We start from the raw sequence: 14,962 nt of genomic DNA on the forward strand, positions 1-14,962 counted from the left end.
ATACGCCGGTATGATTCATTTTTCTATGTATATTACCGCTTGCACCGACACTTACCGTTTGCCATACATCCCTACAGCACTATCATTTTTCCATATTAATAATTAATAGTCATTATCTTTAAATAAAAATATTAAAAAATAAAAATTATCTATTGATATTACATTTTTGTTGTGCTATACTATGTTTGTAAAGAGAAGCCAACCTCTTCCCTTACAATAGAACAGTATAGTACAAATTTTTTATCATACACAGGTACAGGAGGTACACACTATGGAATTAAAAGGAAGCAAAACAGAAAAAAATTTACAAGCCGCTTTTGCCGGTGAATCACAAGCCCGTAACAAATACACCTTCTATGCGGAAGTAGCGGAAAAATCGGGATACGAACAAATTAAAGCCCTTTTTGAAGAAACGGCACGCAACGAAAAAGCTCATGCACAGCTCTGGTTCCGTCTCTTACATGGCGACAAACTGAATACCATTAATGATTTGGCCGATGCGGCCGCCGGCGAACATTATGAACGCAGCGATATGTATCCCACCTTTGCCAAAGAAGCCAGAGAAGAAGGATTTAACAAAATCGCCTTTCTTTTTGAAAAAGTAGGTGAAATTGAACGCCATCATGAAGAACGGTACTTGGCACTCTTAGAAAATGTAAAAAATGATAAAGTCTTTAAAAAGGACGAAAAGAAAACCTGGGTTTGCCGCAACTGCGGATTCATTTATGAAGGAGACGAAGCGCCCAAAGTCTGTCCCGTTTGCGCCGTACCGCAATCCTTTTTTGAAATTCGCGAAGAAAACTATTAAGTCTTTTCCTCTCTCTTCCTCCTAAAAAGAAGTGCCTGCTCCTCACAGGCACTTCTTTTTCTTTTACCTTTTCTCTTCCTTTCTTTCTTTTTTCTTGTATATCCGTCTCTTTTGTGATACAATTCACATGAAGTCGAAGGTCGAACGGAATACGTATATCTGTATCGACAGTCTTTCGTCTTCCACATAAAACAGTGTCATATCGCTTGGATCATCAGACCGGGACGAAACATAACCACGCTGCATTACCATCTTTCAAACTGTCTCTGTAAGGAGTCAATATGCGTATCGGAATTATGGGCACCGGAAATATGGGTGTTTCTTTTTTATTATCTCTCCGTGACCCGGCAAACGAAATCCGTATTGTCGCTTCCTCACCGGAAAAAACCCGAAAACAGGCGCGTCTTTGGCAAGTACAGGCCGCTACGCCGCGTACGATCGCCCGACAATGCGATCTGCTTTTATTAACCGTACCGGACGATGTCTTGCCGACCCTCCGCCCGCCGACGGATGCCGCACACCCGTGTTGTGTCTTTCATTGCAGCGGCGCCCTGCCGGTACATATTTTAGAACCCTGGCAAAACCGGGGATATTGTATCGGCGCTTTGCATCCCTTGCAAAGTATTCACACACCGCGCAATCATGCTTTTCGCGGCACGTATTTCGCCGTCGACGGGGAACCGGCCGCACGGAAAGCGGGCAACCGTCTGGTACAACAACTCGGCGGGCACAGCTTTTACGTACCGGAAGCGGAACGCGCCGCCTATCATGCCGCCGCCTGTTTTGCCTCCAATTATGTCGTAACCATGGCCGCGACGGCACAAGAGCTGTTTCGCTCCTGGCTGCGTCCGGAAGAAGCGGCGCAAGCGCTGTTTCCCTTACTGAAAGGAACAGTAGAAAACATAAAAACCGCGCCTCTGTGGCGTACAGCCCTGACCGGACCGATTGCCCGCGGCGATCGAACAACTCTGACACGCCATCTCGCCGTACTTCCCGAATCCTTACGTCCGTTATACTGCGAAGCGGGAATGAAAACTGCGGCCTTGGCGCTCCGCAACGGAACAATTTGTAAAGAACAGTATGAACAAATCGGCTCTATCCTGGCGATGGCAAAAGGAGATTATCATGAAAAAAATAACCAACCTGACCATTCGCAAAATGAAAAAAGAAGGCACTCCCATTTCCATGATCACCGCCTATGATGTACTCATGGCGCAAAATGTGGATGAAGCGGGAATCGACATGATTCTTGTGGGCGATTCGCTCGGCAATGTCGTCATGGGCTATTCCTCCACCTTACCGGTTACCATGGAAGATATGATTCATCATACCGCCTGTGTTGTCCGCGGTACGAAACATGCGCTGGTAGTAGGCGATCTTCCTTTTATGAGCTATCAGGAAAGCCCCGCCAAGGCATTATATAATGCGGGACGCATGATGAAAGAAGCCCAATGTGATGCGGTAAAATTCGAAGGCGGCGAAGCCGTTTGCGAAGCGGTACATAAAATCACCGCCGCCGGGATTCCGGTCGTCGGGCATTTAGGATTGACGCCCCAATCGGTTCACCAACTGGGAGGCTTTCGTGTCCAGGGAAAAGAAGAAGACACGGCGCGACAACTGCTGCAGGATGCCAAAGCGCTGGAAGATGCGGGCGCCTTCGCCATTGTGTTGGAATGTGTACCGGCCGACTTGGCAACCTTACTGACACATTCCCTGAAAAAAGCGGCGACCATCGGCATCGGCGCGGGAAACGGCTGCGACGGCCAAGTATTGGTTTGCACCGATTTATTAGGCATGAGCGGCGGTTTTCGTCCCAAATTTTCTAAAACCTATGCCGACCTTCATACCATGATTACCGGTGCCGTACGCACCTATGTTGAAGACGTCAAAAATCGGACCTTTCCGAAAAAAGAACATACCTTTTCTATGGCGGATGACGTCTTACAAGCCATACAAAAAGACGCTTCCGCCTTGCATTAAACCCGCCATTCCCTTCCTCCTATAGCGGTGAACGGCAGGGTTATATGGGAGCTCCCCTCGCGTATCCATCTCGGGGGAGCTCTTTTTTTATGTCTTCCCGACTGCCCGACCGATACAGTTCAACATGTATACCGATTGCGTATAGAGTATGCGTATTTCACATTCATAATATATTGCTTTTTCATCCGGTTATTCTGTATAATGCTAATCATATCTATGATTCTTTTTCTCAGGAGGACTATACATGAAACGAATTATCTCAGCAGCAGTCATTTTTACCGCCCTTTGTTCGTATGCTACCGTTACCGCCGATTCGCCGGACGACAAAGCGACCCAAGCGTTAGATAAGGTAAATGCCATCGATCAAAAAGTACAAACCATGCAAACAGACCTGACGCAACATAAAGAGAAGGTATCCAACTTGGAAAGACAATTAGGCACCACGGACGGAAAATATCAACAAATATTCCAAGGCGCCACCACCATCAGCAAGGAGGCTAAAGAAGCCGCAACAGAGGCTAAACAAACCGCCGACGCGGCAAAGCAGAACGCCGACGCGGCGAAGCAAAGTGCCGAAGCGTCCGCCCAAACCGCGGAAACGGCTAAACAAAGTGCCGAAACGTCCGCCCGCAAGGTATCCGAATTAGAAAACAAATTAGGTGGCACGGACGAAAAATATCGAAACCTATTCCAAGGCACCACCACCATCAGCAAGGAGGCTAAAGAATCCGCAACAGAGGCAAAACAAACCGCAACAGAGGCAAAACAAACCGCAACAGAGGCAAAACAAACCGCAACAGAGGCAAAACAGAACGCCGACGCGGCAAAGCAAAGTGCCGAAACGTCCGCCCGAACGGCAGAAACAGCTAAACAAAGTGCCGAAGCGTCTGCCCGAACAGCGGAAACAGCTAGACAAAGTGCCGAAGACGCTGCCCGAACCGCGACGACGGCACAACAAACCGCCCAAGCGATCCGCCAAACGGCCGAAACGGCAAACCGAACCGCCCAAGCCGCCCAAGCGGACACCCGGGAAATCCGTCAACTCCATGTACAAAACCTGCGTACGGTTACGGACTTGCAAACCGACCTGCAGACCTTACGCCACCACACACGTCAAGGCTTGGCCAAGGTCACGGCCGTATCCGGCTTACGTCCTCTATCCTTTGATAAAAATGCGAAATGGAGTCTTTCGGTTGCGACCGGTTCCTATAAAAACGAACATGCCGTAGCCATGGGCGCTTTTTATCAACCGAACCGGGATATGCTGTTCAGTTTCGGGTCTTCTCTCGCCGCTGCGGACAATGCCTACACCTTCGGCGCATCCGTACGGTTGGGAAAAGGACGCGAACACGCAACCGCGCAACCGTCCGCCCGGATAGAAGAACTATACGCCGCGCTGGCAAAATTACAAGCCGAATCGGCTCGCCACAAGCAACTGCTTTTACAACTGCAAGCCGTTCGTTAATCTTTCCTTCGCCGTTGTAAAAACCCTCGGGGCATGGCTGCATATCCCTGCAGCCATGCCCTTTATTGCGCCTTGCGGAACGCGCAGGCCGTCTTTAGCCGCCTTATACACGTTGCAATTTTCCGTAGCGCCCGCGTCGTTTGCCGCGCATCCCCGGTTGTATACGACGTTCTTTGTTCGGTACAAACCGCTCCTGCGGCAAATGCCGAAACCCGTAATCCAAGATCCGGGCGGCATCCTGCCAACGAGCGGCGTCATTAAACAAGGCGACGATCAACGTATGTCCGTTACGGGTCGCCGAAGCCACCAAACAAGGCCCCGCCGCCCGGGTGTATCCGGTTTTAATGCCGTCGGCGCCGATATAGCCGCTGCGCAAAAACCGATTCGTAGTATACACGGTTTTGGGCTTATGCGCGTCCAAATATTTCATGGTATACGATTTTAACCCTACAATGTCCCGAAATTCCGCATAATTTTTCATGCCGTAAGCGGCCATCCGTGCCATGTCGATAGCCGTCGTGTGATGATGAACCTGTGTCAGACCGTTGGGATTTAAAAATAAACTATGAGTTGCGCCCATTTTTTTGGCCTGCCCATTCATCATATCCGCAAAGGCCGGTACAGATCCGCCCAACGTTTCGGCTACCGCCACGGCGGCATCATTGCCGGAAACCACCATCATCCCGGTCAGCGCTTCCCGTACGGACACCTTGTCCGTAGTCGCCAGCCCCAATCGGGACGGTTCCGTTTCTACCGCCTGTCGGGAAATGTACAGCGGTTGCTCCAATCGCTCCCGTCCCTGCGCCAAGGCCGTCAACAACGTAACAATCTTGGTCGTACTGGCCGGATGCACCCATTTATTGCCATGATAAGAAAATAAAATTTTTCCTGTATTCACATCCAATAAGCAGGCACTCTCGGCGGCAGTAACCGGTTCCGCCTCCGCCGTCGGGGAAGAAACTTCCGGCAAAGGCACGGAAAATGCTTCCGTCCCCATGACGCCCCCCGCCATCCATACGCATACTCCGAGCACCGCAAGACATACTTTTCCCTTATATAACCACTTCATACTGCCACTTCCTTACTTCAGTTCATAGTACGTCTTATTATTAAGCAAAAAGGCGGTGCTGTCAATCGCTCCCGCCCGTTCGTACGGCGAAAAAAAATCGCCCTTACAGGCGATTTTTTACACATGCCGTCAATTGTTGCAACGCCGTTTCTTCCTCCCCGTCATTCCGCACCGTCGCTTGTGCATACTGTTCGTATAAGCCGCGCCGCTGCGCATATAAAGAATATACGGTTTCTTTGTTTCCCTGTAACAGCGGCCGCGTTTCAACCTGACCGGCGGTCGCCAGCAAGGCTAACGGCCGGCGGATCCAAATAATCACACTCCGGTGACTCCAACACTGCATATTTTCCGGGCGCAGCACCGTTCCGCCGCCGCAGGCAATAACCGTATGTGTTTCCCCGCCGCATACACGACACGCACGTGTTTCCCAGTCCCGAAAATACGCTTCGCCCCTTTGAAATAACGCCGCTACGCTCTGTCCCGATAACCGTTCCGCCACCCTGTCGGTATCCCGAAACGGCCATGCCAACCTATCGGCCAATTTTCTTCCCAACGTCGTTTTTCCGCAACCGGGCATGCCGATTAAAATAATATTATCTACCGCCATACTTCTTCTCCATAAAGGCCGCAATTCGTTCCGTCCACGCAGGCGGAAACGTCCGTTGCTGCCAAATTTCTTCCGCCTCCGTCGCTTGGGCAATAAGCATATACATCCCGTTCAACGTGCGACTTCCCTGTATGCGGGCCTGCCGTAACAATCGCGTTTCATACGGATTATAAATCAAATCGGCAACCGCCGCATAACCATCTAATTGCGGTACTGCCGGCATCTCTTCCGTACGGGGAAACATCCCGACAGGCGTGCAATTGATCAGCATATCGCCGCCGCGGGAAGAAGAATAATCCGTCAGCGTCGCGCCGCAACGCTTGCAAAAGGCCGCAAACGCGCGTTGTTTCTCCGGATGCCGTGAAAGAACGGTAACGTCCGCACCGTGATCCCGCAAATATTGTACCACCGCCCGTGCGGCTCCGCCGGTTCCCAAAACGGTACAGTTTTTTCGCGCCGTTTCCCAATGCGCCGCCGTCAAGGCCCGACCGAAGCCGCCATAATCGGTATTATATCCATATCGGCCTTGCGGCGTAAAATAAATCGTATTGACGGCCCCTATATGTCGCGCTGCCGGCGCTATATGCGGGATATACGGCATCACGGCGGTCTTATATGGAATCGTAACATTCAAGCCGACAAACCCGGCCCTTTCCAATCGGCATAAGGCGGTATCCGCCGCTTCCGCTCCCAACGGTACCGCCGTATACGTATGAAGATCGGCCGCCCCTGCCAACGAAAATAGTTGCTCATGAATAACCGGGGACCAACTATGTTCCAACGTTCCCCCGATGAGACCGAATCGCATGTATTTCACCTCCCGTATTCTCCTCATATTGCCCCAAACTTTGTACATATTCACACGTTTTTTCCAAGCGCTTTACTATATCCGACGGCATCCGTCCGACCACATCCGCATAAAACCGATATTCAAACGGACGTCCGTATATGGGGCGTGATTCCAAATGGGTCAAATTTAAGCCGGCGGCATAAAAAACTTCTAAAATGTGATACAAGCTTCCCGGTACATGCGGCGCTGTCAATACCAGTGTCATTTTATTGCCGTCCCGTAAGTCGGACGGCGGCCGGCAAATGCGTAAAAATCTCGTATAATTTGTAGTATTGTCCTGAATATCCGTCGCCAGTATGCGAAGGCCGTACCGAATCGCCGCTTGCCGATTGCCGATCGCCCCTTGACTGCGAATGCCGTCCCGTCTTACTTTCGCCGCACTGCGTCCCGTACTGCCATAGGCAATGCCTTGCCAACGAGGATGCGCCCGCATAAATTTCCCGCATTGCGCCAATCCCTGCGCATGCGAATAAATAGATTGCAACTCATCCATTTCCACTCCCGGCAACGCCAATAAACAATGATGAATGGGAATGTAAATTTCTCCGCCGATTCGACAACCCGATTCTTGTAAGGCATCGTATACGGCCGTAATACTGCCGGTCGAAGAATTTTCCACCGGTACCATCCCGGCACACGCTTCTTTCCGGGCCACCGCTTCGATAACGGCGGCAAATGTATCATAAAAGACAATCGCCGCCGACGATATATCGTCCTGTTGCAAAGCGGCTAAATGACTGTACGAACCGGGACCTCCAAAACAAGCCAGTTTCTCCATCCTCATGCACCTCTATACGTATCGCTGCCGAGATATAAATCCAATAAACCCCAGGCCAATACCGCCTCCAAAACGGGTACGGCCCGCGGCACAATACAAGGGTCGTGCCGTCCCGGCACTTGTATTGTGCAGGCGGTCTGCGCCTCTATATCGACCGTTTCCTGCACACGGGCAATAGACGGCGTCGGTTTGACGGTCACGCGGCAAAGCAGGGGCATACCGTTGGTAATGCCGCCGTTAATGCCGCCGTTGTGATTCGTGCGGGTCCGCAATCTTCCCGCTTCATAATACCAGGCATCATTGGCTTGGGAACCGCGCATGGCGGCAAACGCCGCGCCGCTGCCGAAGGTCACCCCTTTGACGGCGGGAACGGCATAAAAAAGTGTGGCCAATACCGACTCTACAGAACCGAAAAAAGGATCGCCCCAACCGGCCGGAATCCCCTGCGCCATCAATTCCACCATACCGCCTACCGAATCCCCTTCTTGTTTAGCTTGCAAAATACACGCTTCCATCGCGGTCCGCCGGTCTTCGTGCAACAACGGAAAAGCTGCAGACGACAGTTTCTTCAACACGGCCGGTTCTTCCCCTACAGGTCGGAAAGAGTCATCCCGAATATCACCGATTTGCTGTATATGCGCGGCAATACGGATACCCTGCCCGGCCAATATTTGTTTGGCTATAGCGCCGGCAAACACCAGAGGAGCCGTCAACCGTCCGGAAAAATGCCCGCCGCCGCGATAATCCTGGCAGCCTCTATACCTGACTTGTGCCGTATAATCCGCATGCCCCGGCCGTATGCGCTGCCGCCAGCCGGCATAATCCTGCGAATGCGTATCCGTATTTTGTATGCGTACACATAGCGGCGTTCCCGTCGTATGTCCCTCAAAATATCCGCTTTCAATCTGAAAAGCATCCGCTTCCCGGCGAGCCGTTGTCAAGGCGCTTTGCCCGGGAGCGCGCCGTGCCATTTCCCGCTTCACCGCCTCCCAATCCACCGTTTCACCGGGCGGCAAACCGTCCAGCACGGCACCGACGGCGGCACCGTGTGATTCTCCGAAAAGAGTAATATGTATATGTTGTCCGAATGTATTCACGTTACGCCTCCTGACGACAAGAACCGCCCAATGTTTGAAAATCCTGCCAAAATTGCGGATATGATTTCTGTACCGCCTCTGCGCCTTCCAACTGCAACGGCGTCTCGCAAGACGCCGCCAGAACGGCCAACGCCATGGCAATGCGATGGTCCCGCCAGGCGTATACCCGACCGCCGCGCAGCGAAGTCTTCCCGACAATGCGCAAACTGTCCGGCGTTTCTTCAATGTGCGCTCCCAATTTTTGTAATTCTACTGTCATAGCATGTAAGCGATCACATTCCTTTAATCGTACACGTGCGGCATGATATAAATACGTAACGCCCTGCGCCTGCGTCGCCAAGGCCGCCAAAACGGGAACTAAATCGGGACAATCCGCAACATCCGCCGCAATCCCGTGCAAAGAAGAAGTTTCCGCCCGTACCGTATCGCCCACGACGTGCAGGTTCGCTCCCATGGCTTGCAATAAGGAGATAATCGCCTTATCGCCCTGCCGGGAACGGGGCTGCAAGCCCTTACAAACCACCCGGCCCTGTAACGTACCGGCCACCAACCAAAAAGCGGCTTGCGAATAATCGCCTTCCACCGTATACGACCCGGCACGATACGACTGTTCGCCCCGAATAAAATACCCGTCCTCTGCCTGCCGCTGCACCTCTATTCCGTGTGCGGCTAAGCAATCCAAGGTCAACGCAAGGTAACCGGCCGATTCTATCGGAGTCGTACTGCGTAGTTCCGAATTTCCCCGCAATAGAGGCAACATAAATAACAGACCTGAAAAAAATTGCGAACTCATATTGCCCGGCAACACATACGTCCCGGGATGAAATACGCCGTGTACCGTAAGCGGTAACGAGCCGTTTTCCCGGTGAAACGCAATATGTTGTGCCTGAAAAATAGAATAATACGGTTGCAACGGCCGTTCGGGCAATCGCCCGCGCCCGATAAACCGGGTCGTATTGCCGCTCCACACGGCAAGGGGCAATAAAAATCGCAACGTCGATCCCGATTCTCCGGCATCACAAAGAACCGTGTCGGCGAAAGAGCGCATGCCGCCGGTCACCGTATACGTACAGTGTGTACCGTCCGTATCCGTATGTATCCGCACCCCCAACGCTTGCAAAATACGCAAGGTCGCTTCTATATCCTGCGAGGGCGAAACGCCCTGCACCGTACTCGTACCGCGGCTTAAAGCGGCGCAAATAAGATGCCTGTGTCCCATACTTTTCGAGGACGGTACCCGAATCGCGCCGTCCCAAGTGTTTGCTGTCAATTCCATCTGCATGCCGGGCTCACTTTCCGATATACTGCGCCGCCTCCGATAACGCGATCGGAACCAATCGACACGTTCCCGGCCGAGGTACAACAACCAGCGTTATCATCTGTCCGCGACGTTTCTTATCATGTTTAATAAACGGTAATAATTCCTCTGCCGAAGCCGGTACGTCAATCGGCAATCCATATCGTTGCAACAGCCGTCGCAACCGTTTCGTAACCCCCGCTTCGGTCATGCCCGCAGCTTCCGTCCGCGCCGTTAACCGCGACATGCCGATCGCGACGCCCTGTCCGTGCGTATACGTACCGAAACCATAAAATCCTTCCACCGCATGCCCGATCGTATGGCCGAAATTCAAAATTTGTCGTTCTCCCGTATCGCGAGTATCGGCCGCCACGACAGCCGCCTTAATAGTGCAGCAGGCGGCAATAATTTCTTCCCAATGGGAAGACAGCGTCGTTTCATTCCAAGCTTCCAACCGTTCCACCAGGCGGATATCCCGAATATATCCGTATTTAATAACTTCCCCCATGCCGTCACGTATAAATGCCTGCGGTAACGTTTGCAATAAATCCGGATCAATCCATACGGCCGACGGTTGATAAAAACTGCCTACCAGATTTTTGCCGCTGCGTAAATCAATCGCCACTTTGCCGCCTACGCTGCTGTCCACTTGCGCAATAACCGTCGTGGGAATCTGAATGAACGGAATCCCCCGTAAAAAAGTGGCGGCCGCAAATCCTCCCAAATCGCCGCTGACCCCGCCTCCCAGCGTAATAATACAATCGTCACGGGTAATTTCGGCGGCGGCCAATTGCTCATATAATTGCACCAACCGATCGACACATTTACTTTTTTCTCCCTGCGGAAATACCAGTCGCACCACGTGTATTCCGGCGGCCGTCAACGTATTTTCCAACCGTTGTCCGTATAACGCATCCACCTGCGCATCACTGATCACGGCAATATGCCGTGCCGCGGTAACGTTCGAAACCAATGCCCCGCAGCGGTCCAACAATCCCCGTTCAATCCGAATAGAATACGTCTCTTTTTCTAAAGGCACGTTAATTTCTTTCATGCAGCCATTCCCTCCTTCGCTGTCCCGCCTTTTCCAAAAGCGTCAGCAACGCGTCTTCATCACCGTCCCGCAAAGCCTGCGTCAGCCCTTGTAAGGAGGCTTGAAACGAAGAAATTTCATGTAACACATTTTCTTTATTCGCCAACAATAACCGGGTCCATAAGGGCGCATTAATATCGGCAACCCGAGACGCGTCCCGAAAACTGCCCGCCGTAAAATAAGCGGCGCGGCGATGCAGTCCCGCGCTGTTTACCAGCGCAACGGCCAGTATATGCGGCAAATTGCTCGTATAGGCAATATAGCGGTCATGCACGGCCGGCGTAACCGTCACAATATGTGCGCAGCCTAAGGCCCGAGCCAGATGCCCGATGTCCCGCAAATGAGCCGCCGTATTTTCTTCCCGCCGTACAATAATGTAATTTGCGCCGTCGAATATATCGGCACGGGAAGCGGCATACCCGCTGCCTTCTCTGCCGGCCATAGGATGTGCCAGGATGAAGTCCAAATCGGCGCGCACATACTGACGAACAGCCGGTACGAGGGGCTCTTTAATCCCCGTAATATCGGTCAGTAAGGCATGCGCCCGGAAAACCGCTCCATATTGTCGCAAAAACGACACCATAGCCGCCGCAGGTAAACAAAAAATCACGACCTCCGCACGTCGCAATATCCGCGGATCCGTACTCGCCCGATCCACACAGCCGTCTTTCTCGGCTTGTACACAAACCTGTGCGGATATATCCACCCCGATAATTTCCTGTACTCCTATTTGTCGCAATCGTTTCGCATAAGAGCCTCCCATTAATCCCATCCCTATAATGCCGAAGATCCGGTGCCGATTAAACTCGCTGCTTCCTTGTTCCATAGGACGCCTCTATAATTCACGGCCGCAAATCGGCGCCAATTGTCGTAAGGATTGCATTAACTCGTCGAACATGTCCGGCGTAATGGATTCTTCGCCGTCGCAAAGCGCTTCTGACGGATTATTATGCACTTCCACCATAATACCGTCCGCCCCGGCGACAATAGCGGCTTTGGCCAATGCCGGTACCATCCAGCGTTTTCCCGTAGCATGGCTGGGATCGACAATAATCGGTAAATGGCTTTGTCGTTTCACCGCCAATACGGCACTTAAATCCAACGTATTCCGCGTATACGTTTCATACGTACGAATACCGCGTTCACAAAGAATAACATTCGGATTACCGCCGGCCATAATATATTCCGCCGCCATAAGCCATTCTTCAATAGTAGCACTCAAGCCGCGTTTTAATAAAATAGGCTTACGCGTCTTCCCTACAGCCCGCAATAACTCAAAGTTTTGCATATTGCGGGCGCCGATTTGAATAATATCCACCTCTTGTTGCAAGAATACATCCAACTTATCGGCCGACATAATTTCCGTCACAACCGGCAACTTTTCTTTTCTTGCCGCCCGGCACAACATTTCCAGCCCGGTTTCTTTTAACCCTTGGAAAGAATAAGGGGAAGTACGCGGTTTAAATGCGCCGCCGCGCATTACTGCCGCGCCCGTTTTCCGCATATGCGCGGCTAACGTCGTCATTTGTTCCGGCGTTTCCACCGAACACGGGCCGGCCATAACCGTCAATTTTTTACCGCCTATTTGTGTCCCGTTCGCCAACGTCACCACCGTATCTTCCGGATGAAAAGCCCGACTCGCCCGCGTATACGGCTCATCAATGCGAATAACCTGTTCCACAAAATCCAGACTCTTTACATGGCTCTGATTAATACGGGAAGTATTACCGATTAACCCCAATAATGTTTTCCGCTTCCCTCTGCTCACATCAACTTCTACACCCTGTGTACGTAATTCCTCTTGTAATGCTTCCATTTTCTCTGCCTCTGTCCCCTCTTTGATGACAATAATCATGGCGCCATTCCTCCTGTTCCAAAAAAAAAGCGGACTCTCATGAGTCCGCTTCGCCATTCCTTATAATGCTCTCTTGCTTATTCCCTGTAAGTCTACGACCTGCAAGGCGCTATGCCCGGAAGATTTCTCATGTTCAGTATCTGTATATTGAATTTGTTGTACCAAAAGTAGCCGGCGCTAAAAAAGAAATAGCTCCGGATAAAATACGTTACAACATATTCAATTGCACAGTTAAGAACAGATGCCTGATTCATAATCAATACTCCCTTATGCAATATAAAAATTTGTTAGGACTATAATAACGCCTAACCATAAATGTTGTCAAGAAAAAATTTCAATACCTTACCATGCCGGCGGTACAGACGGCGTAATCACCCGAAAAGTATATCCCTTACTTTTTAAATAATGAATAATCGGCGGCAACGCTTTCACCGTTTCTCCGTGGCCGGAAGAATCATGCATTAAAATCACCAAATGAGACTGTATATGCGGCTGTCCCTGTATTTGCCGAATAACATTTTGCACCGCTTTAGCCGCAGTCTTGCCGGTTCCGTCCGCATCTCCGGTTAAGGAATTCCAACCCACTTCTATATACCCGTTTTCCCGAATTGCCTGCCAATACGCTTTCGTAAAATGGCCGGCCGTACCGCCGGGAGCTCTGGTAATAATCGGACGCACGCCGATAATTTGATGAATGAGGATTTCCGTCATCATCATTTCCTGCAAATAGGCCTGCGGAGAGCTGTACAAAATTTTATAATTATGCGTATACGAATGCAACCCGATCGCATTTCCCGAAACATAAATATCTTTCACTATGCCGGGATGCAACCGCACATTCAAGCCGACCAAAAAAAAGGTACCGTGAATCTTTTCCTGTTTTAAAATGCTTAAAATTTCCCGCGTGTTTTTCTTGTCCGGCCCATCGTCAAACGTAAGGTACGCTACTTTTTTGCCGTAGTAATACGCCCGCTTGGTTCCGTATGTTACCGGCAATCCTTTATCTTTTCGTTGCCGAATCGTATACCGATCATAAACGGGCAAATCCGTATCCGGCGCCGGCAGGCGAAACGAATCCGGCAACAGCACCGTCGCCGCCGGGGTCACCGGCACGGCGGCTTCCGTTGCCTCTTTCGCCGCTTCGACGCCGACTGCCGGGCGCGACTGCCGAACGGCTTGTTTTTCCCAATAATGTGCCCAAGTGCCGGTGCACACCAGTACGACTGCCAACACCGTCCCGAGCACCGTGTTCCGTATGTGCTTTTGCAGCATATTTATTCTCTTTCCCGTGTAAAATCATAGCAAACATATTGCCGAATAGTACATGTCGTTCTATATCCGTCCGCCAATACGCTCGCCGCTAATCCCAAATCTTCCAAATCATCCAATAACGCGGCGGTCATGCGATGTTGTACAGCATTATAACCGGTACAAAAAAGAATTTTGCGACAAGGCATGCCCCGAAACAAGCCGCGCGGATGTTTCAGCAATTTCGCCAACATAGCCGGCGTAATAACGGCACCGACGGGACGTCCCATAATAGCCGCAGCCGTTTCTATGCCGGCCACTTTATCGGCGGACAGCGTATTTCCCAACATTTGCAAGTTCACCACCCCGATAACCGTATCGCAGGACAGAGGCAAAGGCACGTCATCCGACAGGGGCGCTTTTAACCACTTATCGCGGGCGCAATCCCCCTCAAGGAGAATATACCACGCCGGATGCCGCCGTTTTATACCGTCTATAAGCTCGGGCGACAGACCCGCATAGCGACCCCGGTCGTCCGCCGCCGAAAACCAGGCCGGCACATGTCCCGCCGCAATGCGTTCGACGCAAAATTGTTCTCCCCGCGCTATATCTTCCGTACAAATCACATCAAACGGTTCCACCGTATCTACCCGTGTACGCTCTACCGGCACGGTACTGCTGACCATCAGGGGATAATTGCCGGCGTGACCGAACGTGCCCAGCCGTTCCAATACCGTCGTCTTCCCCCCTGCACCGACAATAGCCGTAATGCCCGGATGTAACATACGTAACCACCGATTATCCGCAAACATACC

The 14,962-nt window shown here is 51.4% G+C and carries 15 protein-coding genes; 4 read left to right on the forward strand and 11 right to left on the reverse strand.

The features are described 5' to 3' along the window. Window positions 1–271 precede the first annotated feature (271 nt). The 4 genes from rbr (at window position 272) to HMPREF1039_RS03315 (ending at window position 4,253) form a co-directional block, all read left to right on the forward strand. The gene (gene rbr, locus HMPREF1039_RS03300) at window positions 272–808 is read left to right on the forward strand and encodes a rubrerythrin (protein WP_007391020.1); all 537 of its coding nucleotides are present in this window, start codon (window positions 272–274) and stop codon (window positions 806–808) included. A 281-nt stretch (window positions 809–1,089) separates the two neighbouring features. Further along, on the forward strand, window positions 1,090–2,010 hold the full coding sequence (locus tag HMPREF1039_RS03305; RefSeq protein ID WP_007390991.1) for a Rossmann-like and DUF2520 domain-containing protein: 921 nt from the start codon (window positions 1,090–1,092) through the stop codon (window positions 2,008–2,010). Then, entirely contained in the window at window positions 1,934–2,788 is an 855-nt protein-coding gene (panB, locus tag HMPREF1039_RS03310) for a 3-methyl-2-oxobutanoate hydroxymethyltransferase (protein ID WP_071585842.1), read from the forward strand. The genes HMPREF1039_RS03305 and panB overlap by 77 nt, the downstream gene beginning before the upstream one ends. A 244-nt stretch (window positions 2,789–3,032) precedes the next feature. Continuing rightward, on the forward strand, window positions 3,033–4,253 hold the full coding sequence (locus tag HMPREF1039_RS03315) for a YadA C-terminal domain-containing protein (RefSeq protein ID WP_007391033.1): 1,221 nt from the start codon (window positions 3,033–3,035) through the stop codon (window positions 4,251–4,253). A 103-nt stretch (window positions 4,254–4,356) separates the two neighbouring features. On the opposite strand, the gene HMPREF1039_RS03320 is transcribed toward HMPREF1039_RS03315, so the two are convergent. The 11 genes from HMPREF1039_RS03320 to yqeC all read right to left on the reverse strand — a co-directional run bounded on the left by HMPREF1039_RS03320 (window position 4,357) and on the right by yqeC (window position 14,959). Further along, window positions 4,357–5,322 (reverse strand): D-alanyl-D-alanine carboxypeptidase family protein, encoded by a 966-nt coding sequence (locus HMPREF1039_RS03320; RefSeq protein ID WP_007391039.1) that lies wholly within the window; start codon window positions 5,320–5,322, stop codon window positions 4,357–4,359. 103 nt (window positions 5,323–5,425) lie between these two features. Next, the gene (locus HMPREF1039_RS03325) at window positions 5,426–5,929 is read right to left on the reverse strand and encodes a shikimate kinase (RefSeq protein WP_007391001.1); all 504 of its coding nucleotides are present in this window, start codon (window positions 5,927–5,929) and stop codon (window positions 5,426–5,428) included. After that, window positions 5,916–6,737, reverse strand: a complete 822-nt coding sequence (locus HMPREF1039_RS03330) for a shikimate dehydrogenase family protein (RefSeq protein WP_007391027.1) — start codon at window positions 6,735–6,737, stop codon at window positions 5,916–5,918. The genes HMPREF1039_RS03325 and HMPREF1039_RS03330 overlap by 14 nt, the downstream gene beginning before the upstream one ends. Further along, window positions 6,700–7,557 (reverse strand): prephenate dehydratase, encoded by an 858-nt coding sequence (locus HMPREF1039_RS03335; RefSeq protein ID WP_007391047.1) that lies wholly within the window; start codon window positions 7,555–7,557, stop codon window positions 6,700–6,702. Before HMPREF1039_RS03335 ends, HMPREF1039_RS03330 begins: the two co-directional genes overlap by 38 nt. Window positions 7,558–7,559: 2 nt before the next feature. Then, the gene (gene aroC, locus HMPREF1039_RS03340) at window positions 7,560–8,654 is read right to left on the reverse strand and encodes a chorismate synthase (protein WP_007391015.1); all 1,095 of its coding nucleotides are present in this window, start codon (window positions 8,652–8,654) and stop codon (window positions 7,560–7,562) included. 1 nt (window position 8,655) lies between these two features. Beyond that, on the reverse strand, window positions 8,656–9,936 hold the full coding sequence (aroA, locus tag HMPREF1039_RS03345; protein WP_039891742.1) for a 3-phosphoshikimate 1-carboxyvinyltransferase: 1,281 nt from the start codon (window positions 9,934–9,936) through the stop codon (window positions 8,656–8,658). Between the two features lie 7 nt (window positions 9,937–9,943). Further along, a complete protein-coding gene (gene aroB / locus HMPREF1039_RS03350; protein WP_007390996.1) occupies window positions 9,944–11,005 on the reverse strand; it encodes a 3-dehydroquinate synthase in 1,062 nt (353 codons plus the stop codon). Then, entirely contained in the window at window positions 10,992–11,870 is an 879-nt protein-coding gene (locus HMPREF1039_RS03355; protein WP_007391028.1) for a prephenate dehydrogenase, read from the reverse strand. Before HMPREF1039_RS03355 ends, aroB begins: the two co-directional genes overlap by 14 nt. 9 nt (window positions 11,871–11,879) lie before the next feature. Continuing rightward, complete coding sequence (aroF, locus tag HMPREF1039_RS03360) at window positions 11,880–12,899, reverse strand: 3-deoxy-7-phosphoheptulonate synthase (protein WP_007391040.1); 1,020 nt, start codon at window positions 12,897–12,899, stop codon at window positions 11,880–11,882. A 342-nt stretch (window positions 12,900–13,241) separates the two neighbouring features. Further along, the gene (locus HMPREF1039_RS03365; RefSeq protein ID WP_007391006.1) at window positions 13,242–14,171 is read right to left on the reverse strand and encodes a polysaccharide deacetylase family protein; all 930 of its coding nucleotides are present in this window, start codon (window positions 14,169–14,171) and stop codon (window positions 13,242–13,244) included. Between the two features lie 2 nt (window positions 14,172–14,173). After that, entirely contained in the window at window positions 14,174–14,959 is a 786-nt protein-coding gene (gene yqeC, locus HMPREF1039_RS03370; protein WP_007391035.1) for a selenium cofactor biosynthesis protein YqeC, read from the reverse strand. Window positions 14,960–14,962: the final 3 nt, after the last annotated feature.

The organism is Megasphaera lornae, from assembly GCF_000214495.1.
GTDB lineage: Bacteria > Bacillota > Negativicutes > Veillonellales > Megasphaeraceae > Megasphaera > Megasphaera lornae.